This is a genomic window from Streptomyces niger (genome assembly GCF_000718305.1).
Taxonomy (GTDB): Bacteria; Actinomycetota; Actinomycetes; order Streptomycetales; family Streptomycetaceae; genus Streptomyces; species Streptomyces niger.
On the sequence record NZ_JOFQ01000012.1, the window covers coordinates 54,308 to 75,489 of the forward strand.

At 73.5% G+C, this 21,182-nt stretch carries 19 protein-coding genes; 5 read left to right on the forward strand and 14 right to left on the reverse strand.

The genetic code is table 11. The annotated features are described in order from the left end of the window. Positions 1 to 63 precede the first annotated feature (63 nt). Both IF20_RS23300 and IF20_RS23305 read right to left on the reverse strand, forming a co-directional pair. Entirely contained in the window at positions 64 to 885 is an 822-nt protein-coding gene (locus tag IF20_RS23300; RefSeq protein ID WP_052867228.1) for a maleylpyruvate isomerase family mycothiol-dependent enzyme, read from the reverse strand. Further along, positions 872 to 1,303: an SCO4225 family membrane protein gene (locus IF20_RS23305; protein WP_234426785.1), complete on the reverse strand. Its 432-nt coding sequence runs from the start codon at positions 1,301 to 1,303 to the stop codon at positions 872 to 874. The genes IF20_RS23300 and IF20_RS23305 overlap by 14 nt, the downstream gene beginning before the upstream one ends. A gap of 322 nt (positions 1,304 to 1,625) precedes the next feature. Here IF20_RS23305 and IF20_RS23310 point away from each other — a divergent pair, with 322 nt between their 5' ends. Continuing rightward, positions 1,626 to 2,858: an ROK family protein gene (locus tag IF20_RS23310; protein ID WP_110944484.1), complete on the forward strand. Its 1,233-nt coding sequence runs from the start codon at positions 1,626 to 1,628 to the stop codon at positions 2,856 to 2,858. 185 nt (positions 2,859 to 3,043) lie between these two features. Here the strand turns inward: IF20_RS23310 and IF20_RS23315 are convergent, their stop codons facing one another. From IF20_RS23315 to IF20_RS23325, 3 genes are all read right to left on the reverse strand, one after another. Continuing rightward, positions 3,044 to 3,994: a phosphotriesterase family protein gene (locus IF20_RS23315; RefSeq protein ID WP_052867230.1), complete on the reverse strand. Its 951-nt coding sequence runs from the start codon at positions 3,992 to 3,994 to the stop codon at positions 3,044 to 3,046. 211 nt (positions 3,995 to 4,205) lie between these two features. Next, the gene (locus IF20_RS23320; protein WP_110944466.1) at positions 4,206 to 4,715 is read right to left on the reverse strand and encodes an ATP-binding protein; all 510 of its coding nucleotides are present in this window, start codon (positions 4,713 to 4,715) and stop codon (positions 4,206 to 4,208) included. A gap of 301 nt (positions 4,716 to 5,016) precedes the next feature. Beyond that, entirely contained in the window at positions 5,017 to 5,304 is a 288-nt protein-coding gene (locus IF20_RS23325) for a hypothetical protein (RefSeq protein WP_052867232.1), read from the reverse strand. A 243-nt stretch (positions 5,305 to 5,547) separates the two neighbouring features. Between IF20_RS23325 and cds1 the strand changes: the two genes are divergently transcribed. Continuing rightward, a complete protein-coding gene (cds1, locus tag IF20_RS23330; RefSeq protein ID WP_407702545.1) occupies positions 5,548 to 6,741 on the forward strand; it encodes an L-cysteine desulfhydrase Cds1 in 1,194 nt (397 codons plus the stop codon). Positions 6,742 to 6,772: 31 nt separating this feature from the next. On the opposite strand, the gene IF20_RS23335 is transcribed toward cds1, so the two are convergent. Together IF20_RS23335 and IF20_RS23340 are read right to left on the reverse strand one after the other, a co-directional pair. After that, on the reverse strand, positions 6,773 to 7,249 hold the full coding sequence (locus IF20_RS23335; protein WP_052867397.1) for an SRPBCC family protein: 477 nt from the start codon (positions 7,247 to 7,249) through the stop codon (positions 6,773 to 6,775). An 85-nt stretch (positions 7,250 to 7,334) separates the two neighbouring features. After that, the gene (locus IF20_RS23340; protein WP_052867233.1) at positions 7,335 to 8,177 is read right to left on the reverse strand and encodes a DeoR/GlpR family DNA-binding transcription regulator; all 843 of its coding nucleotides are present in this window, start codon (positions 8,175 to 8,177) and stop codon (positions 7,335 to 7,337) included. 181 nt (positions 8,178 to 8,358) lie between these two features. On the opposite strand from IF20_RS23340, the gene IF20_RS23345 reads away from it, so the two are divergent. Further along, positions 8,359 to 10,812: a hypothetical protein gene (locus tag IF20_RS23345; RefSeq protein ID WP_407702546.1), complete on the forward strand. Its 2,454-nt coding sequence runs from the start codon at positions 8,359 to 8,361 to the stop codon at positions 10,810 to 10,812. Here the strand turns inward: IF20_RS23345 and IF20_RS23350 are convergent. From IF20_RS23350 to IF20_RS23375, 6 genes are all read right to left on the reverse strand, one after another. Continuing rightward, complete coding sequence (locus IF20_RS23350) at positions 10,782 to 13,226, reverse strand: right-handed parallel beta-helix repeat-containing protein (RefSeq protein ID WP_052867234.1); 2,445 nt, start codon at positions 13,224 to 13,226, stop codon at positions 10,782 to 10,784. The genes IF20_RS23345 and IF20_RS23350 overlap by 31 nt on opposite strands. Before the next feature lie 199 nt (positions 13,227 to 13,425). Continuing rightward, positions 13,426 to 14,019: an Rv1733c family protein gene (locus IF20_RS23355; RefSeq protein ID WP_052867235.1), complete on the reverse strand. Its 594-nt coding sequence runs from the start codon at positions 14,017 to 14,019 to the stop codon at positions 13,426 to 13,428. A 346-nt stretch (positions 14,020 to 14,365) separates the two neighbouring features. Continuing rightward, positions 14,366 to 14,806, reverse strand: a complete 441-nt coding sequence (locus IF20_RS23360; RefSeq protein ID WP_052867236.1) for an ATP-binding protein — start codon at positions 14,804 to 14,806, stop codon at positions 14,366 to 14,368. Beyond that, the gene (locus IF20_RS23365) at positions 14,800 to 15,642 is read right to left on the reverse strand and encodes an MEDS domain-containing protein (RefSeq protein WP_052867237.1); all 843 of its coding nucleotides are present in this window, start codon (positions 15,640 to 15,642) and stop codon (positions 14,800 to 14,802) included. The genes IF20_RS23360 and IF20_RS23365 overlap by 7 nt, the downstream gene beginning before the upstream one ends. A 252-nt stretch (positions 15,643 to 15,894) precedes the next feature. Continuing rightward, the gene (locus tag IF20_RS23370; RefSeq protein WP_052867238.1) at positions 15,895 to 16,719 is read right to left on the reverse strand and encodes an MOSC domain-containing protein; all 825 of its coding nucleotides are present in this window, start codon (positions 16,717 to 16,719) and stop codon (positions 15,895 to 15,897) included. Between the two features lie 66 nt (positions 16,720 to 16,785). After that, on the reverse strand, positions 16,786 to 17,226 hold the full coding sequence (locus IF20_RS23375) for a DUF6643 family protein (RefSeq protein ID WP_052867239.1): 441 nt from the start codon (positions 17,224 to 17,226) through the stop codon (positions 16,786 to 16,788). 259 nt (positions 17,227 to 17,485) lie between these two features. Here IF20_RS23375 and IF20_RS23380 point away from each other — a divergent pair, with 259 nt between their 5' ends. Then, positions 17,486 to 18,802: a TerD family protein gene (locus IF20_RS23380; RefSeq protein WP_234426786.1), complete on the forward strand. Its 1,317-nt coding sequence runs from the start codon at positions 17,486 to 17,488 to the stop codon at positions 18,800 to 18,802. A gap of 61 nt (positions 18,803 to 18,863) precedes the next feature. Here the strand turns inward: IF20_RS23380 and IF20_RS23385 are convergent, their stop codons facing one another. Beyond that, on the reverse strand, positions 18,864 to 20,132 hold the full coding sequence (locus IF20_RS23385) for a glycosyltransferase (RefSeq protein WP_052867240.1): 1,269 nt from the start codon (positions 20,130 to 20,132) through the stop codon (positions 18,864 to 18,866). 95 nt (positions 20,133 to 20,227) lie between these two features. Between IF20_RS23385 and IF20_RS23390 the strand changes: the two genes are divergently transcribed. Beyond that, on the forward strand, positions 20,228 to 21,073 hold the full coding sequence (locus tag IF20_RS23390; protein ID WP_052867241.1) for a glutamate racemase: 846 nt from the start codon (positions 20,228 to 20,230) through the stop codon (positions 21,071 to 21,073). Positions 21,074 to 21,182: the final 109 nt, after the last annotated feature.

A 21,182-nucleotide genomic window follows, 5' to 3' on the forward strand; every position in this document is an offset into this window, starting at 1 on the left:
GCCGTTCGACGGCGAACGCGGTCCGCTCGACGGCGGTGGCGGTCGTATCGACGGCGGTGGCGGTCAGATCGCGAAGAGCTCCTGCCAGAGCCGGGGGAACGAGCCGTCGTCGTCCGGCGTCACGGTCACGGCGGCCGAACTCTCCCACGGCAGGCGGTTCCACAGCATCGCGTAGAGATCCGCAGCGGGGCCTTCCAGTACGCAGTCCGGGGCCGGGCCACCGGTCTCCTTCGCCCCTTCCGCCGCGCCGGCGTCCCCTCCGGTCGCCGTCACCCGCTCCGCGTGCGGCGGCGCGTCCGAAAGCCGCACGCGCCAGGCGGCGTTGCCCGAGCCGTCCGGGCCGGGCGCGTCCGAGGTGCGTATATACAACTCCTTCGCGCGAGCCGTGCGCGCGCGGCCGTGGTCGCGCGCGAGGAAGCCGGTCAGCAGCTCGTCGATGCCGTCCGCGGCGAACGCGGGGTCCAGCGCGGAGAATCCCGAGCCCAGGGACGCCTCGGCGTCGATGCGGTGCATCGCGGTCTCGTGCGCCTGCCGCCGCGCCCAGAACGCGAGCGGCGACGGGGCGGACAGGAAGGTCCAGCAGGCCAGGTCGGCGGGCGCCGACTCCAGCGCCTCGACCAGCGCGCGATGGCCGTCCCGCATCCACTGCACCAGCTCCGGGCCGTCCAGGCCGGGCGCCTCGGGCCACGGCATACGGCCTTCCGGCGCGCCGCCCGTGACGTACCCCGCCGCCCAGCGGTGGACGCATCCGATGTGCGTGAGCAGGTCGCGTACCTGCCAGTCGGGGCAGGCCGGGACGGAGGCGTCCGGGCCTGCCTTGTCCGCGGCATCGGCCAGCAACTGGCCTTCCGCGCGGAGGATTTCGACGAAGTCAGTGATCTCCATGTCGCTGAGTGTGCCAGCCGCCACTGACAACGGCCTCGGTCGCGGCGGGCCGGCGACGCAGACCGCGGTGGACCAGGCCGAGCAGCAGCGCGTTGAGCAGTGCCGCGATGCCGAGGGTCGTGATCGTGTACCACGCGGGCGCGCCCGCGTCGGGCCACAGCGCGTCCCCCGCGAACCACAGCGGGAAGAGGGTCGGGGAAGTGAGCAGCGCGGCCCAGACGCCGGACATGGAGGCGTCCGGCCGGCCGACGAAGAGCGAGTCGACGACGGCGAAGACCACCGCCGCGGCGAACAGCGCCAGATAGACACGCGAAACGGGGTTGCCGAAGGTCAGCCGCCCCACGTCGCGCAACCAGGGTTTCGGGTGCGTGTGCAGGCGGAGCGTTTCGGGATCGCGGAGCCGGGGCGTCGCGTTCATGTGTCCCCCCAGGGGCGGGCCGAGTGCGGATACAGCGGTACGCGTCCAGTCGTACGTGCTCCGGGCGGGACGGACATCCGCTCTCGTACTCACGCGGCGGTGTCCGTACTCAAGTATCGAGGCGGCGCCGGCGGATGTCAGTGCTCGGTTCCGGCCGCGTGCGCGCCGGCCGGTCGACAGCCCGCATACGGACCGAGGGACGCGTGCGTCCGTACGGGGCGAGGGCAGGTAGCGTCTCGGTGTGCGGTGCGCGACGGGGCGGTTTCCGTGAGGCGGCGGGCCGTGTTTTGTTCATGTCGGATACAAAGCCAGAATGGACGGCGTGACCCACACTCGGACGACCAGGCTGGAGCGGGGCCGCGGCGCGCTCGGACCCGCGCTGGAGCTCGTACACACCGGACGCGCGCCCACGCGTGCCGTCCTGACCTCGGAACTCGGTGTGACGCGCGCGACGGCCGGTGCGGTGGCCGCCGAACTCGAAGCGCTCGGCTTCATCACCGTCGACGCGCACCCGACCGCCGCCGCCGGCACCCAGGGGCGCCCCTCGCACCGGCTGTTCATCGCGGAGCAGGGGCCCGTCGTGCTGGCCGTCCAGATCCACGCGGACGGCTACCGGGTCGCACTGGTGGGGCTCGGTGGCCGGATCGTGGCCACCACGTCCGGCTGCGGCACGATTCCGGCCGATCCGGCCCACATCCTCTCCGAGGCCGTACGGGCCGGTTCCGGGCTGCTGCGCGACAGCGGGCGGCGCTGCCTGGGGGCGGGCCTCGCCGTGCCGTCCGCGGTCGCCGAGCCGGACGGTGAGGCGCTCAACCCCCTGCACCTCGCCTGGCCCGCCGGCGCCCCCGTACGGCGGCTGTTCCTCCGGGCGCTGACCGAAGCGGGCGTACCGGGCGTCACCCCGGACGTGGGCTTCAGTGGCAACGACGTCAACCTCACCGCCCTCGCCGAACACCGCCACGGGGCCGGACGGGGCGCCCGCGACCTGCTCTGCGTGGCGTCCGGTCACCGCGGTGTCGGCGGTGCGCTGGTCCTGGACGGGCGACTGCACAGCGGCAGTTCCGGGCTGGCCCTGGAGGTCGGCCACCTCACCGTCAACCCGGAGGGCGCTCCCTGCCACTGTGGCAGCCGCGGCTGCCTGGACGTCGAGGCCGATCCGCTCGCCTTCTTGGGGGCGGCCGGCCGCCCCCCGGGGCCAGAGGGCTCGCTCCTCAAGCAGGCGACCGACCTGCTCCGCGAGGAGTACGCCGATCCGTCCATTCGGGCGGCGGGGGAGCTGCTGATCGACCGGCTCGGCCTGGGCATCGCCGGCCTGGTCAACATCCTCAACCCCGACCGCATCATCCTGGGCGGGCTGCACCGCGCACTCCTGGAGGCCGACCCGGAACGGTTGCGCGCCGTCGTGGCGGACCGCAGCCTGTGGGGGCGCAGCGGCAGCGTGCCCATCCTGCCCTGCACCCTGGACCACAACGGGCTGGTCGGCGCCGCCGAACTGGCCTGGCAGCCGGTGCTGGACGACCCGCTGATCGTCCTCGGAGCCGAAGCGACGGGCTGACAGGCCGCGTTCCCGGCCGGGGCGTGTCCCCGGTCGTGCCGAGACGCGGCCGTGCCGCCGGGCGCCGGCCCTGTCCGGACACCGTCCGCCCGGGTCGCGCCGTCGCTCGCGCCCGGGCGCCGGCCGTGCCCTCCGTGAGCTTCGCGACGGGGCGAAGCGGGCGGCCGGCGGCCCGTTCTGCGGCCTCAGGCCCGCCACTCCGTGGCGAACGCGCGCGCCGGGTTGTCCGTCAGCATGCGCGCGACGGCTGCCTTCTCCAGCGTGAGTTCCAGGCGACGCGGCAGCGCGTTCACGACGTACGGCAGCCCCGGCCCGCCGTCGACAGAACGGGCCGCCGCCGTGGTCGTGTCACCACCCAGGAGGACCCGGTCCCCGAACCCCGCGTCGACCAGCCCGGCCAGCACCTCCGCAAGCCGCCAGTCCGTCGCGTGGTGGGCTCGCGACGGGCCGTCGAAGGCGAGATAGGCACCCGCTTCGGCCGCCGCGCGATGGACGGCGGTGTCGGGGAAGCGGTTGAGATGCCCGAGCACCACGTGGCGCGGCGCCATGCCCGCGGTGCCGCACAGCAGGTCCAGCACGTCGAGCGCCCCGGTGCCCAGCTCCAGATGGACGGCGACCACCGCGCCCGTGGCGTGGTGCGCCTCGGCCGCCGCGGCAAGCGTGTGCCGGGCGTGCGCGTCCAGGCCGTGGAAGCCGCCGGCCACTTTGATGAGGCCGGCCCGCGGGCCTCCGGGCCCGCCGATGCCCTCCGTGAGCTCCGCGACGAACAGCGCCGCCAGGTCGCCCCGCACCCGGTCGAGGAGGTCCGGCGCGTAGTGCACCGCCTGGTGCAGCCCGGTGGCCGCGACGATCTGTACGCCCGTCTCCCGGGAGAGCCGCACCAGCTCGGACGCGCGGCGCCCCATCCCGTAGGGCGTCCACTGCACCACGGTGCCGCCGCCCGCCTCCTTGAAGGCGCGCAGTTCGGCTGCCGCGGCCACGGGATCGTCCAGCTCCTGTCCGGGCAGTTGCGGACTGGTGAGGAAGAGGTGGTCGTGGGCGTCACAGCGACCCCGGAGCGCAGTGGGGGACAGGTCGCCCAGGACAGTACGAAGGGCGGCGGACCGGGGCTCTGCAAGGCGTTGAGGTATGGCCATAGAGGTAATGTACATACCAGTAGTTACAGTGTCTCGCGAGAGAGCCCTCGGGGGGACGTACTTCTCCAGAGGGGCTGATCATGATGGATGTGCTGGCGAACCCCTGGCCCGGCGGTGGTCCCGGACCCTGGTTCCTGTTCTTCCCGCTGGCGCAGGGGTGACGGTCGTCCCGCGAACGGCTGAGCGCCCGGCCCCCAAGGGGACCGGGCGCTCAGCCTACGTGCAGGCCGCGTGCGGGCCGTGCGGCGCCGCTCGCTTCCGCGTGCTCCGCCTCCGATGGTTCCGTCGGCAGTCCGGTGAGCGTGTGGCCCGGTTCCTCCCGGCCGCGACTGAGGGCGGGCAGCGTGAACCAGACGACCTTGCCGCTGTCCTCCGGACGGGCGCCCCAGCTCTCGCTCAGCTCGGCGATCAGGGTCAGGCCCCGACCGCCGACGTCCAGCGGCCCGGCCGCGGTGGGGCGCGGCATGCGGGGGTCGAAATCACGTACCGACACGGTCAACTGGTCGAGTAGGACGGACAGTTCGACCGTGCACTGCTTACTGGGAACGGCGTGCTGATGGACGTTGGCGAGCAGCTCCGTCACCCCGAGGGTCGCGGCGTCGATCAAGGCGTCGAGACGCCAGTAACGGAGCTGTGCCGATACGATTCTGCGCATCTGTCCGATGCGTGCCGGCAGGGCTTGGAGCTCCACCGCGCAGTGCCTGCTGGGTTGCCTGATCACGACCGCGACTCCCCTGGTGAGGCCGGGCGCGCCCGCCGCTACGGAGCGCGAGGACCGGGTCCGGCGATGTCCCGTTCACCGGAGAGTCACCGCTGGTGAACCCTCGGTGATACGAGTACCAGGGTCGGCCCGCTCCCGTACGGCCGCAACCGCAGGCCGTACGCAACCCCAGCGCGTCCCACCGGACTTCACTCGAATGCAGTCGGCGTTCCCCCGCATACGGACCCGTATGGCCCCGCCCTTGCCCGTACGCGGCCCGCAGGCCCCGTCGTCGTGTCGTGTCCGCCCGCCGGCCGGGCCGTCAGGTGTGCGCCGCGCCCGCTGCCCGCACGGCGTCCATGAAGCGCTCAGGGGCCCCCATGGTCAGGGAGTAGCGGTGGCCGTTGAGCGTGGCGAAGGCGCGGTCCCGGGCGAGAAGCCGTGGGCGATGGGCCTGTACCGCGGCGAGCGGGGCACTGTCGATCTCCGTGCCGTAGCTCGTCAGCAGCGCCAGCCTGCCGTCCCTGATGATGACCTGACCCGCGCGGGTCAACGAACGCAGCCAGCGCTCGATGCGCACACCGGTCGCGTTGAACTCCGGCTCCCTCATGGAGCACCGCCTCCTCGACACACATGGCTCGGGGTGAGGCCCCCGCCCTCCAAGAAGTCTGCCCGGATCGCGGCCCGGGCACCAGTTCCCCTGGTCGCAGGCCTGTCGAACACGGTTACCCACGCTGCTTCTTGGGGCTGCTCAAAGCCTTGTTTATGCAGGTGAGAAGCGTGAGACGGATGGTTATGATCGAGCCGGGCCCGGCGGCCGCGGCGGGCTGGACGACCGCGAGGAGTACGCCCAATGAGTACCGCACAGCACATGGACGGGCGGCACGACGGCCTCACGGGCGACGCCGGCCGCTCCTGCGCCGCGCCGGCCGCCCCCGAAGGGGCGCCGCTGTCGACCCTCGACGTCGACCGCACCGACACCGCCTACCGCGACTGGCTGAAGGACGCCGTCCGTAAGGTCCAGGCGGACGCCAACCGCAGCGCCGACACCCACCTGCTGCGCTTCCCGCTGCCCGAGCAGTGGGGCATCGACCTCTATCTGAAGGACGAGTCGACGCACCCCACCGGCAGCCTGAAGCACCGGCTCGCCCGCTCCCTCTTCCTCTACGGGCTGTGCAACGGCTGGATCCGCCCCGGCAAGCCGGTCATCGAGGCGTCCAGCGGCTCCACGGCCGTCTCCGAGGCGTACTTCGCCAAGCTCATCGGGGTGCCCTTCATCGCGGTGATGCCGGCGACGACGAGCCGGGAGAAGACCCGTCTGATCGAGTTCCACGGCGGCACCTGTCACCTCGTCGCCGACCCGCGGACCGTCTACGACGTCTCCGCCCGGCTGGCGGCCGAGACCGGCGGCCACTACATGGACCAGTTCACCTACGCCGAGCGGGCCACGGACTGGCGCGGCAACAACAACATCGCCGAGTCGATCTTCCAGCAGCTGCGCCTGGAGCGGTATCCGAACCCCACGTGGATCGTGGCCACCGCCGGCACCGGCGGCACGTCGGCGACCATCGCCCGCTACGTGCACTACATGCAGCACGACACCCGGGTCTGCGTCGCCGACCCCGAGAACAGCTGCTTCTTCGACGGCTGGCTGAACGGCGATGCCGAGACCGACTGCCGCACCGCCTCCCGCATCGAAGGCATCGGCCGGCCGCGGATGGAGCCCAGCTTCGTGCCCGGCGCCATCGACCGCATGATGAAGGTGCCGGACGCGGCCAGCGTGGCGGCCGTACGGGCCCTGGAGGCGGCCATCGGCCGCAAGGCGGGCGGTTCGACCGGCACGGGGCTGTGGAGCGCCCTGCGGATCGTCGCCGAGATGGTCGCGGCGGGCCGTACGGGCTCGGTGGTCACGCTGCTGTGCGACCCCGGCGACCGCTACCTCGACAAGTACTACTCCGACGCCTGGCTGGCCGAGCAGGGGCTGGACATCACGCCGTACGCCCGCACTCTGCAGACCTTCCTCGCCGAGGGCGCCTGGCCGGAGTGACGGGGCGGCCGTCCAGAGCGTGACCAGCCGCTCAGACCGTGACCAGCCGCCGGTCCAGCTGCCGCATCGAGTCGCGGAAGGCGCGGCCCAGCATCGGACGGCTCACCTGCATCACCGTGCGGAACGGCGCGGGGCCGTCGGCGGCGAACGTCCAGCGCACGAGCGTGCCGCCGTCGGGGCCGGGGGTGAGCCGCCAGTCCTCCAGCAGGGCGCGCAGGCCCGGGGCGTTCGTCTCGTCGACGCGGTAGGCGTAGTGCTCGGGGCGCTCGGCGGCCATGATGCTCTCGCGGAAGCGGGTGCCGCCCGTCAGCCGCACCGAGCGGCCCTTGCCGTCGTCGGTGGGCGCGATCCGGGAGACGCCGGTGAACCATGCGCACCAGGAGCCGACGTCGTCGGCGAGCGCGGCGTACACCGCATCCGGAGGCGCGGCCAGCCCGGCCGCGAAGACCATTCGCAGCGGCGCTGACTCGGCGAAGTCGAGCCCCACGGGGCTCAGTCGGCGCATCATCGGTACGAGCACCCCCTGCACAGAGTGACGAGGCCGGTACCCACTGTCGAACATACCGGCGACGCACACCATAGCTGGCGTCCCGTCACATGTCTGCGTCGTCCTCCGGCTCACCGGCCACCACCAGGCGCGGCGGCAACTCGGCGAACTCGGCGCGGGCCCGCGCCGGCAGCCCGGGGTCGGTGACCAGTACGTCGACCTGGTCCAGGGAGGCGAACGAACTCAGCCCCACCGTGCCCCACTTCGTGTGGTCCGCGACCACCACGACCCGGCGCGCGGACCGCACGAAGTGCCGGTTGGTCTCCGCCTCGGCGAGATTCGGCGTCGACAACCCGGCCTCGACGGATATGCCGTGCACACCGAGGAAGAGCACATCGAAGTGGAGCGAGCGGATCGCGGCGTCGGCGACCGGCCCCACCAGGGTGTCCGACGGCGTCCGCACGCCACCCGTCAGCACGACCGTGGCCGCACCGGGGCGCGGGCTCCCGGCACCGGCCGCCGCCCGCTGCGCGGCATAGAAGACGTCAGCCACCCGGACGGAGTTCGTCACCACCGTCAGGTCCGGCACGTCCAGCAGCTGATGGGCCAGCGTGAACGCCGTCGTGCCGCCCGCCAGCGCGATCGCGCTGCCCGGCGCCGCCATCTGCGCGGCCGCCTCGGCGATGGCCTCCTTGGCCGACAGCTCCAGCGCGGACTTGGCCTCGAATCCCGGTTCGTGCGCGCTCGGCTCGCTCACCGGGACCGCGCCCCCGTGCACCTTCTCCACCACGCCCTGACGGGCCAGCGCGTCCAGGTCCCGACGGACCGTCATGTCCGAGACGCTCAGCTTGCGGGTCAGCTCATTGACGCGGACGCCGCCGCGCCGCCGCACCTCGTCCAGGATCAGGGCACGCCGTTGCTCGGCGAGGAGGTTCTGGTTGTCACTCACCCGGCCTGTCCCTTCGTCCCCATGCATCGCGCGCCGTGCCGCACCAGCGCTGCTGTTCGGAGACATCCTCGCACGAGGCACCGACACGGACTCCCGGAGCCGGATGAGGTGAATGCGGCGCCGGGACGGGCAAGAAAGTATCCGGGACGCACATCCACGTACGGACAACGGGGGAAGCACTGTGGACACCACGCACCGGTCCGCGCCCGCAACCACGCCGGACCCGGACGGCGACGGGGACACCGCCGCCGCGCACAGACCACGCCGGATCGCCCTGGAACTGCTGGTGCACGGCGTCGGCGGCACCACACCCGCCGAGATGCTGGACGACCCCCGGGTCGTGCGTGTCACCGGCGACGACACCGCCGCCATCTACCGCCGCACCATCGACGCGGACGCCGAGGAGCGCCCTCCGGACCCGCACGAGGGCGCCCCCGAGGAACCGGTCCGCGAGGCGTACGTCTGGTGCAACCTCACCTCGGGCAACGGCAGCCGCGCCCTCTGGTTGATCCTGCTGCCCTTCATGGTCGCCAACCTCGCCCACTGGATGCGTCCCGCCGCACCCAGAGGCCATCCCGCGCAGCGGATCTACGACGTCCTCGTGCGCATCCTCGCGCTCACCCTCACCGTGCTGCTCGCCGCCGGGGCGTGCGAGGTGGCCCTGGACCTGATCGCCTGGCAGTGCGCGGGCAGCCACGCGTGCTCCGCCGACCGCTCCTGGCTCGGCTTCCTCAACACCGCGCACGACGGCTGGTGGAGCCTGCCGGGCCGCCGCCTCGTGGTCGCCGCCACCATGCCGCTGCTCCTCGTGGGCCTGCTCTGGTGGCTCTCGCACCGTACGTGGAGCGCGTACGAATCCGCCTCCCCGCCGCCGCGCCGCCCCGGCGCCTCGCGCGACACCCCGCCCTCGGAGCGGCCCACCCTCTGCCTGGACGGCTTCTGGTACGGCCGCCGCGTCGTCGCCCGGCTGCGCTCCGCGCACGCCGCGGCGGGGCTGCTCACCATCGCCACCGCCCTGCTGCTGACCGCGCACGACGCCGACGCCAGGACCGGCGCCGACGGGGTGCTGCGCTGGACCGGGTACGCCCTGGCCGCGCTGGTTGCCGTGCTCGCGGTACTCAGCGCCGTCATCGTCTGCCGCACCGCGCGCAGCGAGGCGGAGCCCGACGTGGAGACCGACCGGCCCATCGTGCGGTGGCTGCCGTGGGCCGCGCTCGGCGCCTTGGCGCTGACCGCCCTGCACACCGCCTGGGCACGCTCCGGCTGGACCTCCTCCGGCCACCTTCCCGGGGAAAGCACCTTCGCCGTCATCGCCGTCCTACAAGGCGCCCTGGTCGTCGGACTGCTGCTGACCGCCGCGGTGCTCCAGAAGGCCGCGCGTGGCACGGAACGCACCGCGGCCGGGGGACTGGCCGGCGCCTCCGTCGCGCTGCTGGCCTGCGCGCTGGGCGGCGTGCTGACCGGGGGAGTGGCCCAGCGCGCCGCCGACTGGCTGGACCGCGGCGCCACCCCCGGCGACCCGCACGCCCCGATGGCGGGCCCGCCCGTGCTCCTCTCGTGGCAGGCCTCGGTCATCCCGGTCCTGCTGATCCTCGTGCTCGTCCTGGTCGTGGTCGCCGCCTTCCAGGTGCTCGCCGTCCGCCGCAGGGTCCTCCCGGACATCCCCGGCCTGTACGAGGACGAGGAGAAGCCCGACGCGCAGCGCGCCCGGCGGATCGCGGGCACCATCGCCCGCGCCGGACTCACCGACCGGGCGCCACTGCTGATCGGCGTGATCACCGCCGCCACCTTCGTACTCGGTACCGGGGCGGTGCTCGGCGCCCACCTCACGGGACTGCCGCCGGGTCGCGCCCTGGACGACGCGCCGGTCTTCGTGGACGCCATCGCCGAGACCGCACAGGCACTCGGCTCCTGGCTGATGGGCGCCGGCGTCGTCCTGCTGCTCGCCATGGGGCGCCGCGCCTACAAGGACCAGTCGGCCCGCCGCACCATCGGCATCCTCTGGGACGTCGGTACCTTCTGGCCGCGCGCCGCGCACCCCTTCGCGCCCCCGTGCTACGCCGAGCGCGCCGTACCGGACCTGACCTGGCGGATGGCCACCTGGACCGAGACCCACGACGGCCGTCTGGTCCTCTCCGGGCACTCCCAGGGCAGCGTTCTCGCGGCTGCCGCCGTCTGGCAGCTGGACCCGGTGACGCGCAGCCGGGTCGCGCTCCTCACGTACGGTTCACCGCTGGAGCGCCTCTACGGTCGCTGGTTCCCCGCCTTCTTCGGGCCGTCCGCGCTCACCGGGCTGCACCGCGAGATGGACGCCTGGCGCAACCTGTGGCGCTTCACCGACCCCATCGGCGGCCCGGTCCGCCTCACCTGCGAGGACGGCGCCGTGATCGACCGCGGGCCGCTGCGCGACCCGCTCGTCTTCGGGCGCACGCTCCAGCACCCGCTGCCCGCCCAGATCCTCGGTCACGGCGACTACCAGGCGGACCCGTTGTTCGACGCGACGCGTGCCGAGCTGCTCGCCCATCTGGCGCCCGGGGTGCCGCCGCAGCCCGGCGGGCCGGCCGCCGAGCGGGAGGCCGCCCCGGGGGCATCGCCCGCCGCGCCTCAGGGCAGTGCGGGCAGGTCCTCGGCGTAGAGGTGCGTGAGGTCGTCGGTACTGGGGTCGGGGAGCTGCGCCACCCGGCCCGCGTGTCGCTCGACCATCGCCTCGAACGTCTGCCGGGCGGTGCGCCCGTTGCCGAACGACGGCCCCTTCGGGAGCGCGGTGAAGTACTTCAGCAGCGCCTCGGAGGTGCCGTCAGCGAGGTGGTACTCCTGCTCCTCGGCCTGCTGTCCGACGATCCGCAGCAGCTCTTCGGGGTCGTAGTCGCCGAACCTGATGGTCCGCGAGAAACGCGACGCGACACCCGGGTTGACCGCGAGGAAGCGCTCCATCTCGGAGGTGTAGCCCGCCACGATGACCACCACCGCCTCCCGGTGGTCCTCCATCAGCTTCACGAGGGTGTCGATGGCCTCGCGCCCGAAGTCCCGCCCGGAGTCCTCCGGGGACAGCGCGTACGCCTCGTCGATGAAGAGCACCCCGCCGCGCGCCCGGTCGAACGCCTCCTGGGTGCGGATGGCCGTCGAGCCGATGTGCTCGCCCACCAGGTCCACCCGGGAGACCTCCACGAGGTGGCCGCGCTCCAGCACTCCGAGGGAGGCCAGGATCTCGCCGTACAGCCGCGCGACGGTGGTCTTGCCGGTGCCGGGGGAGCCGGTGAAGACCAGGTGGCGGCGGACCGAGGCCGCCTTCAGGCCTGCCTGCTGCCGGCGCCGGCCCACCTCGATCATGTTGATCAGGCTGCGTACCTCGCGCTTGACGCTCTCCAGGCCGACCAGCGTGTCCAGCTCGCCGAGGACCTCCTCGGAGGGCCGGGTGTCGGTGACCGGAGCGGCGGTCGCCGTGGCCGCCGCGGGCGCCGCGGGGGCGCCGCCCAGCAGGCCCGTGGTGGCCGCGGGCTGCACGGCGGGGGCGGTCGTCGGCGGCATCGTCGGCGGGGGCGGGACGGCCGGCACCGCCGCTACGGCCGCCGACTGCGTCATCCGGCTCTCGTCGCTGGTGCAGTCCACCGCCGTCGGCCCGTCCTCGGCGAACTCGTACCCGCCGCGCGCGCACCGCTCCGTACGGCACCGCGTCAGCGTCGTACGACAGCCGTCGATGACGTGGAAGCCGTATCCGGAGCTGCCCGTGACCCGGCAGCTGTGGAACGTGCCGCGCCCCTCCGCCGACACGTAGAAGCCCGCCTCGGTGGGCGTGCTCACCGTGCAGCGCTCGACATTCGGGTCGGCGCCCTTGGTGACGATCACGCCGGTCCGGGTGTCCTCGATTGTGCACCCCGAGAGCGTGCCCCCGCTGCCGTGGTCCCGGAACCACGCGCCGGTCGCGGCCTCCCGGATGCGGCAGTCGTCGAGCTGTACGGTTGCGCCGTCGCTGACCGAGACGGCGGTGTTCCGTACCTGCGCGAGATCGGAATCGACCACATCCGCCCGCGAGCCGCGGTCCAGCACGAAGAGCGCGTCCGGCACGTCGTGCACTCGGGTCGAGTCCAGGACGGCCGTCGCGCCGTCGCTCACCCACACCGCCGGATAGTCACCCGTGCTGTCGTGGATCTCGCACTGGTTGGCGTCCACCCGCGTGCCCGGGTCCCATACGGACAGGCCGTTGCGTCCGAAGTGCCGCACTTTGCTGCGGGTCAGCGTCAGCACCGAACGCGACCGCAGGTCCAGCGCGTTCTCGGGTATGTCGTGGATGTCGCAGTCGGCGACCGTGAGCACCGCGTCCGTGTCGAGCGTGACGCCGTCCGCCGAGGTGCGGTGCACCGTGCAGTCGGTGAGGTGCCCGGTCGCGCGCGAGGCGACCTGCACGCCCGCGCCCTTGATCTCGTACAGCTCGCAGCCGATCGCCTCGACCGCGCTGCCCTCGCCGTTCACCGACAGGCCGGCCCCGCTCGCGTGATGCACCCGGCAGCGCTCCAGTCGCGGATGCGCCCCGCCGCGTACCGCTACGCCCGCCTGCCCGGCCGCCAGCACCTCGCACTCCTCGAAGAGGCCGCCCGCTTCATCCAGCACGCTGATGCCCACGCCGCCCGGATTGTCGACCGTGCAGCGCCGCACCGTGGGCCGGGCGCCGCCGCGCACCTCGATGCCGGCCGCCGACCGCGTCACCACGCGCAGCCCGGCCAGCTCCGGTGCGCCGTCCTCCACCAGCAGCGCGGGCGCCGCCGAGTCCTGCCCCTCGATGTGCAGGTCCTCCAGGGTCGCCGAGGCCCGTACGGTCAGCGCCACGCCGTCCGCCGGGGCGATCCGCACGGAACCGCGCGCCCCGTCGGGCCCGCGCAGCGTCACCGCACGGCGCAGCACGAGGTTCTCCCGGTAGGTGCCGGCCGCGACGGTCAGTACGTCACCGTCCCCGGCGGCTTCGAGGGCGGCGGCCAGGGAGCTGTACTCCCCTGTGCGACGCCGCCAGCGCGACGTCCCGGAGTGCGTGACCTGGACCGAGCCCTGTGCCATGGCGATGTCGTGCCCCCACCTCGTGCGGCTGTTTCCGGCCCGCGGTGGTACGCGCGTGTATGTCCGCGTACGGGCTGCGCAGGCCCCAGCCGAGCGGCTGGCTGCACCACCGTAGCGCGCTCCGGGCAAGGCAGTTGACGTGGTCGCCGGCTTGCCCATGAGGGGGCGACGGTCGCCGCACGAGGGGCGGCGGGGCGGCTCAGCTGCCGGCGCCTGCCCGTCCCCAGTCCTGACCGGCGCGCTCCCACGCCTCGTCCCAGTGGCGGTACCGGCGGCGCATCAGCTGCCACAGCACCAGCCGGCGACCGCCCTCGACGACGGCACCGGCCAGCGCGCCGGCGCCCAGCCCGGCGAGCACCGCATGGGAGCTCGCGGTCGAGGCGTCCATGGGGCGGGGTGTGGGCCGGCCGCGGTCGTCGGTCCAGATACGGAAGTGGTCACCGGGCTCCACGGGGCGGGGTGCCGCGACGGGACCGAGGTGCCGGCTGCCGTCCACGCCGCGCCAGTTGGCGAGCACCCTGCGGTGCGCGTCGCGGCGGGTGGCCGTCTCGGGGTCGGGGTCCACGGGCGGATGCGGCAGCAGCCGGTCCACCTGCACCCACACCAGGTGCCGTTGGGCCTGCTGAGCCCGCACGCCCTGCTGGAGCGCCCCGTCGGCGCTGCGGGCGGTCGCCCAGCCGGCCACCGAGCCCCCGATGACGATCAGTACGGCGGCGGCGAGCGCCAGCCATGCTTCGGCGAGATCGGTTCTGCGTCGCAGCGGGTTCCGCCGCCAACGCCACACCCCACTCATCGCGCGCACTGTCCGGCACCCCCCTTCCGTGTGCGTAACTACCTCAATCCGGGCCCTTCATGCACGGTTTTCGCGAAGTGGAGAGCAAAATCACGGGACATGACCGTGCTCCGCGGCGGCCGCTGCGGCAGGGCGCGTGGTGCGGGAGGGGCAGGGCGCTGCGGGGCGCTGGGCATCCGGCACCCACCCGGTACGGGCCTCCATCCTATCGCCGCCGGACGCGGTGGAGACGGCGGGGAGATCGCGAGACGGCCGCGAGGAGGCCTGGGAGACCGGCCGGGTCCCCGCCCGCACAGGCGGCCGCGCCGAAGCGCTCAGCGGCCGTCCAGCGGCCTTCCCGAGGTGTTCAGAACAGCCGTACGGCCAGCGTGACCATCGCGCCGTCCACGGGCCCCGGCGAGATCGACAGCCGGTCGGCGACCAGCCGGGCCATCCACAGCCCGCGCCCCGTGGGCGCACCGTCCAGCCCCGGCAGCAGCTCGGGGATGACGGCCTCGGTGAATCCGGGGCCCGAGTCGATGACCAGGCACTCCAACTCGTCGTCGGTCCGGCGCAGGACCAGCCGGCCGCTGCCGCCCGCGTGCTCCACGGCGTTGCTCGCCACCTCGTCCACCGCCAGCACGAACTCCCCGCGCCGCGGCTCCGCCAGCCCCTCACGGGCCGCGCACTCCTCGACGAGCAGGCGTACCTGGGGGAGCAGCCGGGCCGTGAACCGCCGCTGCAGCAGGTACCTGACGCTCGCTTCGGCGCCCGTGCTCTGAGGACGGGCGGACTCGGGGGTCAGCACGGGCGCGCCACCTCCGACAGGGTCAGCCGCGGGATCGACGTCGCGCCCAGTCGGTGCAGGAGGCGCAGCTGCACGGGACCGCACCGGACCTCGACCCGGTGGTGACCGCTCGCATCCTGGACGAGCGTGAGGAGGCCGGTGGCGCAGCCGACCGACAGGAAGTGCAGCGGAACCAGGTCCAGGGTGAGCCGGCCGGCGCCCGCGCTCTGCACGAGGGCGAGTTCGAGGGCGGTGAGGAAGGGCCGTTTCGTGGCGGCGTCGGCCTCGCCCACGAAGCGCAGCGCACCGTCCGGAGTCCGCTCCATACGCAGCGCGCCGAGCTTCTCGAGGAGGTTGCGGGGGTGTGCCTCAGCCATGGCGGTCAGCACCTCCGGCGTGAACCAGCGCCGGTCGTAGGCGCAGATCTCGCTGTACGGGCGGCCCGTGAACAGGTCCTCGGCGTGCGACTCGCGGTGCATCATCGTCCGCACGTCCGCGTCCAGTTCCGGCACCCAGTGCATGTCGATGAACGTCCGCAGGCCCGTGTAACCCTCCGCGACCGCCTGTGCGGTCTCCTCGCGCAGCCGGCTCCTCTGCCGGTCCGCCGTGAAGACGTGATCGGGGCTGATGAGCCGGCGCATGCTGCTGAGCACCAACTGTCCTTCGATGCGGGCCGTGGCCGTGGTGCGGTGGGGGAAGTCCAGTCGCGCCAGGACCTCTTCCTCGGAGAGGCCGGGGCGCGGGAAGACGATGACGCGCTCGCCCCGGGCCAGGCCGAGCCGGGTGAAGGCGGTCAGGACATCCCAGCGGGCCTCGTCGTTGTCGTAACTGACGAAGGCGTGATCGCCCGGTCCCATGTGATGCACCGGGATGAGGCGATGCTCCGTCGCGTCCCCGGAGGTCCTCCGCAAGTGAGTCTCCCTGTCGCAACCGCTGTGAGCTCACTCTAGGCAGGCCGGACAGGCCCCCGCAATGCGGCTGGCGAGGGGCGCACCGTGCGCACAGCAATGGGCGTACGCCGGCTGCGCCGCGCCCCTGGACCGCGCACCGCGGCGGGCGGCGGCGTACGCGCTCCGGAAGGCGCGGCAGCATGCGGACACCTGCTGACGTCAGCTCAGGACCTCGAAGGGATCGCCGACACGGAGCGTGCCGCGCGACTCGGGTATGAGGTTCTGCCCGAAGACGAGGTCGTCACCGAAGCGGCGGTGCCGGGCGAGCGTGCGCAGCGGCTCCTTGCCCCGCTCGGCGGTGCGCTGGTCGGTGGTGGTCACCACGCAGCGCCCGCAGGGCTTGGCGACGCGGAAGGTCACCTCGCCGATCCGGACCCGCCGCCAGTCGTCCTCGGCCCACGGCGCCGTGCCCTCGACGACGACGTTCGGCCGGAAGCGCTCCATCGGCAGCGGGCCCTCGTCGGCGTGGTCGCCCTGGGCGATGAGGGAGTTGAGCGCGTCGAGCGAGGACGCGGTGGTGAGCAGCAGCGGGAAGGCGTCGGCGAAGCTCACCGTGTCGCCCGGCCGCCCGTAGTCCTGGTGCACCGGCCGGCGGACGGCCGGGTCATCCATGTGAACGAGCGTGACCTCGGTTTCCAGATACGTGCTGAACCAGTCGGCAGCCGCCTCGGACGCGGGCACGGCCTCCACCTTGTCGCGGAAGACCCGCACCGGCACGGTCGCGCCGGGGGCGGGGACCTCCACGGACAGGTCCGCCATCCCCGGCGCGCTGAGCCTGATTCCCCCGTCAGGCCCGGCCTCCACGACGGCCAGCGCCAGCCGCGGCCGGGACCGCTGCGTGACGAGCTGCCGCTGTTCGTCGACGACCATCCAGCGCCGGTCCCCGGACAGGCCCCACGGCTCCACGTCGGCGGAGCTCAGGGCGATGCCCGCGAGCGATTTCACCGGATACAGCTGGAGGGTGCGCAGACGTGAGTTCGGCATGTGCCCATCCTGCCAGCCGGGTCGGACAAGCGACCGGGTGGCAGGACAGTTGTCCGGACGTCGGCGTCAGTAGCCGCGCGGATGCTGCGGGCGGCCGTACTGGTCCTCGTACGGAGCGGGGCGCGGCGCGACCGGGGCCGCCGGGCGCATCGCCTCATAGCCGGTGCTCATCGGGCGGCGGGGCTGCTGGTGCTGGCCCGGGTGACCCTGCGGTCCCGCGGACTGCTGCGGGATGTACGGGGTGGGCGCGGGCTGCATCGGCGCCTGGCCGGGATATCCCTGCTGGGCGGGCGTGTGCGAGGGGCCGGAGGGGAGTGCGGGAAGCGCCGGCAGGGCCGGTGCCGAGTACGAGGACGACGACCCGATGTCGTACGGAGGCTGGACCCTGATCGGCGCGATCTGGGGTGTGCCGCGCTCGGCGACGAGGCTGTCGTAGATCGGGGTGTCCGGGAAGGAGGAGGGCGAAGCGTAGTAGCCGCCGCCGTAGGTAGAGCGGGGGGAGGTCATGCCTCTTAAGTTAAGCCCACGATGTGCTGGTTGGGGAGCCTGAAAAGAGGGTTGTTTTACGTGTCGGTAGTGGTGGCGGATCACTAATGTGGGTGAACCTGGGAAAATCGGTCGCCAACACCCGTTTGAATCGTGTAAAGCCCGGCTCACTGACAGGTGAAATCTTGCCCTCTTCACGGGAGCCGGAGGATGTCGCGGACCCCCTAGGTTGGGAGGCGGCGCCCCCCGAAGCGGGAGCGTGGAACCGAAGGAGGCGGCCATGTCGATGCCCAAGGGCGGCAACGCTCCGGTGGAAGCCGGCGCGGTACGGATCGAGCTGAGCTGGCGCCCCGGACCGGGCGTCCCGGACGTGGACGCGTCCGCGCTGCTGCTGAACGGCGGCAAGGTGCGGGACGACGGCGACTTCGTGTTCTACAACCAGCCGGCGCACGCCTCGGGCGCCGTGCGCCACGAGGGCAAGCGGACCGCGGCCGGCGCCGCCACCGACGTCCTCGCCGTCGACCTCGCTGCCGTGGAACCGGCGATCGAACGGGTGGTGCTCGCGGCCTCCGCGGACGGCGGAACGTTCGGCCAGGTACCGGAGCTGAGCGTCCGGGTCCTCGACGCGACGGGCACGAATACGGGCAACACCGGCCCTCTGGGCACCGAAGCCGCGGCCCCCGGTGGTGCCGAGCTCGTGCGGTTCGACAGCCAGGACGCCACCGTGGAGACCGCCTTCGTCCTCGGTGAGCTCTACCGGAGGCAGGGCGGCTGGAAGTTCCGTGCGATCGGCCAGGGCTACGACAGCGGGCTGGCCGGGCTGGCCACGGACTACGGGATCAGCGTGGACGACCCGAGCCCGGCACCGGCGCACTCGATGACGCAGGGTCAACCCGAGGCGTCAACTCCCCCGCCCCCGGCGCGTGCCGCAACCCCGTCCGCCCCCACCCCCGTACGTCTCTCGAAAGTCACTCTCACGAAGGACGCCCCCGCGGTTTCGCTGACGAAGCAAGGGGGCACTTCGGGCGCGCTGCGCGTAAACCTCAACTGGCAGATGCGCCAGGCGCCGCAGACATCCGGCTGGGGCCGCAAGCTGAGCCGCGCGCTCGCCGGCCCCGCGGCCCTCGACCTCGACCTGGGCGCCCTGTACGAACTGACCGACGGCAGCAAGGGCGTCGTGCAGGCCCTCGGCAACGCCTTCGGCTCCCTGCACGCGCCGCCCTACATCCACCTCGACGGCGACGACCGCACCGGTGCCGTGGCCTCCGGCGAGAACCTCACGGTCAGCCTCGACCACCAGCACCTCATCAAGCGGATCCTGTTCTTCGTCACCATCTACGAAGGCGCGCGCAGTTTTGGAGACCTGAAGGCGACGGTCACGCTCACCCCGCAGCGGGGCGCGCCCGTCGACTTCTCCCTCGACGAGTGCACCGTGCCCTCCAACGTGTGCGCACTGGCGCTGCTCCTCAACACCGGCAGCGAACTGGTCATCCAACGAGAGGCCCGCTACCTCGTCCCCGAGCGGGGCGTCAGCCCGCAGCGCACGGTGGACCAGGCGTACGGCTGGGGCATGCGGTGGGCGCCGGGCCGGAAGTGAGGCGCTCGGGACGTGGCTCGCGCACACCGCACGCGACCTGGGGCCGCACCCGGTCACGCCGCTAGGCGCCCTCCGACGCCTCTTCAGGGCCGGCGGCCCCCGCGCCTGAAGGCGGCGCCCCGTACGTCCGTCCTTTCCAGGCGGCGCCGCGCCCCCGGTAGTGCTGTACGGCCGAGTCGACGGTCATCAGGAGGTACAGCAGCGCGGTGAACGGCAACAGGGGCGCCGTCCACGGCGGCTGACGGTAGTAGCGCAGCATCGGCAGGTAGGTGCCCGTCATCACCGCCCAGGCCGGCGCCCCGAGGGCCACGACCGGCACGCTGCCGCCCACCAGGCCCGCGACCAGGGCCACCGGCGGCGCCAGGTAGACCAGCGCCAGCCCCAGGACCGTGCCCACCAGCAGCAGCGGGCTGTGCAGCAGTTGTGCGTACGCGCTGCGGGCCACCATCCGCCACAGGTCCGCCAGGCGCGGATACGGCCGCACGCTGTGCACGTGGTCCGCGAGACCCAGCCAGATCCGCCCCGAGCCGGGGCCGCGCCGGCCCCCGGAGCGCTGCACGGCGCGGGCCAGCGTCACGTCGTCGATCACCGCGTGCCGGATGCGTTCCGGGATGCCGGCCCGTTCGGCCGCGTCCCGGCGCAGCAGGACGCAGCCGCCGGCCGCCGCCGCGGTACGCGCGCCCGGTCGGTTCACCCAGCGGAACGGGTACAGCTGCCCGAAGAAGTACACGAACGCCGGGACGATCAGCCGCTCCCAGAAGTCCGCCACCCGCAGCCGCGCCATCTGCGACACCAGGTCCAGATCGGCCGCACGGGCCGCGGACACGAGGGCGCGCAGGCTGTCCGGCCCGTGCGCGATGTCCGCATCGGTCAGCAGGACGTACTCCGCGTCCGTCCGTTCCCGGGCGAGCGCCATGCCGTGCCGTACCGCCCACAGCTTGCCCGTCCACCCCGGGGCGGGCTCGCCCGGCGAGGTCACGGTCAGCGGTAGCCCGCCGCGCTCGGCCGCCAGCGCCCGGGCCAGCTCACCGGTGCCGTCCGTACTGCCGTCGTCGACGAGGAAGACCTCGGCGGGCCCCGGGTACGCCTGCGCCAGCACCGACGGCAGGCTCACGGGCAGCACGTCCGCCTCGTCCCGCGCGGGCACGACGACGGCGACGGAGGGCCACTCGGCGGGCGGCTCCCGACGGCCCTGCACGGGCCCTGTGCGGCCGTCCGGCGGCTCGTGGTCGGTGCCGGGCGGCAGCCGTACGTCCGTCCGCCAGAAGAAGCCCTGGCCCGCCAGCAGCCAGCCCCACGCCACCAGCGACGCCCCAGCGATCCACGCCATCACAGCCACCCGGGCAGTGTGCCCCATGGCGCATCGTCCGCCGTGGAACCGGCCCGGTGCGGCCCGTACCCGGCCCGGCTGAGTAAAGTGTCCGGGTGAAGATCGCGCTCATGGACTCCGGCTCCGGCCTGCTCGCGGCCGCCGCGGCCGTACGGCGGCTGCGGCCCGACGCCGGTCTCGTGCTCTCCTCCGACCCCGACGGCATGCCCTGGGGGCCACGTACCCCGGCCGACCTCACCGAGCGCGCGCTCGCCGTCGCCAGGCACGCCGCGGCGCACCGTCCGGACGCCCTGATCGTCGCCTGCAACACGGCCTCCGTCCACGCGCTGCCCACGCTCCGCGCCGAGCTGGAGCCGGACCTCCCGGTGATCGGGACCGTCCCGGCGATCAAGCCGGCGGCGACCGCCGGCGGCCCGGTGGCGATCTGGGCCACGCCTGCCACCACCGGCAGCCCGTACCAGCGGGGCCTGATCCGGTCGTTCGCGGCGGACACGGAGGTCGCCGAGGTGCCGTGCCCCGGCCTCGCCGACGCGGTCGAGGCCGCCGACGACGCGGCGATCGCCGCCGCGGTCGCCGCCGCCGCGGCCCTCACTCCGCCGGACGTACGCTCCGTCGTCCTCGGCTGTACGCACTACGAGCTGGTCGCCGACCGCATCCGGGACGCGCTGCAGCGCCCGGCGGCCCCCGCGCTCACCCTGTACGGCTCGGCGGAAGCGGTCGCCGCCCAGGCGCTCCGGCGCATCGGCGCCGAGCCGGCTCCCGCGGCCACCCCGAGTCGCGAGCTGACCGTCCTCCTCAGTGGGCGCGCGGGCACGCTCCCGGAGACGGCGCTGGCCTACGAAGAGGGCCGGCTGCTCGCCGGTACGGACGCCGGCTCCGCCGCTCCTACGGGTGCCGCGGTCCCCGCTCCCGGAGAGGCCGCGGCGCAACCGACCCGTTAGGCGCGCCCTTGGGCCCTCCAGGGGGAGCGCCCTTCACAGGCTCGGCACGCAACGGTTCTGCCCCATGTCGGAGCGCACCGACTGAATGATCGGCTCCGCCTCCGCGAAC

What these genes read in the sequence shown, in the direction of transcription:
- IF20_RS23300 (WP_052867228.1), bottom strand. Translation starts at nt 885, where the DNA reads ATGGAGATCACTGACTTCGTCGAAATCCTCCGCGCGGAAGGCCAGTTG.
- IF20_RS23305 (WP_234426785.1), bottom strand. Translation starts at nt 1,303, where the DNA reads ATGAACGCGACGCCCCGGCTCCGCGATCCCGAAACGCTCCGCCTGCAC.
- IF20_RS23315 (WP_052867230.1), bottom strand. Translation starts at nt 3,994, where the DNA reads ATGGCCATACCTCAACGCCTTGCAGAGCCCCGGTCCGCCGCCCTTCGT.
- IF20_RS23325 (WP_052867232.1), bottom strand. Translation starts at nt 5,304, where the DNA reads ATGAGGGAGCCGGAGTTCAACGCGACCGGTGTGCGCATCGAGCGCTGG.
- cds1 (WP_407702545.1), top strand. Translation starts at nt 5,548, where the DNA reads ATGAGTACCGCACAGCACATGGACGGGCGGCACGACGGCCTCACGGGC.
- IF20_RS23335 (WP_052867397.1), bottom strand. Translation starts at nt 7,249, where the DNA reads ATGATGCGCCGACTGAGCCCCGTGGGGCTCGACTTCGCCGAGTCAGCG.
- IF20_RS23350 (WP_052867234.1), bottom strand. Translation starts at nt 13,226, where the DNA reads ATGGCACAGGGCTCGGTCCAGGTCACGCACTCCGGGACGTCGCGCTGG.
- IF20_RS23355 (WP_052867235.1), bottom strand. Translation starts at nt 14,019, where the DNA reads ATGAGTGGGGTGTGGCGTTGGCGGCGGAACCCGCTGCGACGCAGAACC.
- IF20_RS23365 (WP_052867237.1), bottom strand. Translation starts at nt 15,642, where the DNA reads ATGGGACCGGGCGATCACGCCTTCGTCAGTTACGACAACGACGAGGCC.
- IF20_RS23370 (WP_052867238.1), bottom strand. Translation starts at nt 16,719, where the DNA reads ATGCCGAACTCACGTCTGCGCACCCTCCAGCTGTATCCGGTGAAATCG.
- IF20_RS23375 (WP_052867239.1), bottom strand. Translation starts at nt 17,226, where the DNA reads ATGACCTCCCCCCGCTCTACCTACGGCGGCGGCTACTACGCTTCGCCC.
- IF20_RS23380 (WP_234426786.1), top strand. Translation starts at nt 17,486, where the DNA reads ATGTCGATGCCCAAGGGCGGCAACGCTCCGGTGGAAGCCGGCGCGGTA.
- IF20_RS23385 (WP_052867240.1), bottom strand. Translation starts at nt 20,132, where the DNA reads ATGGCGTGGATCGCTGGGGCGTCGCTGGTGGCGTGGGGCTGGCTGCTG.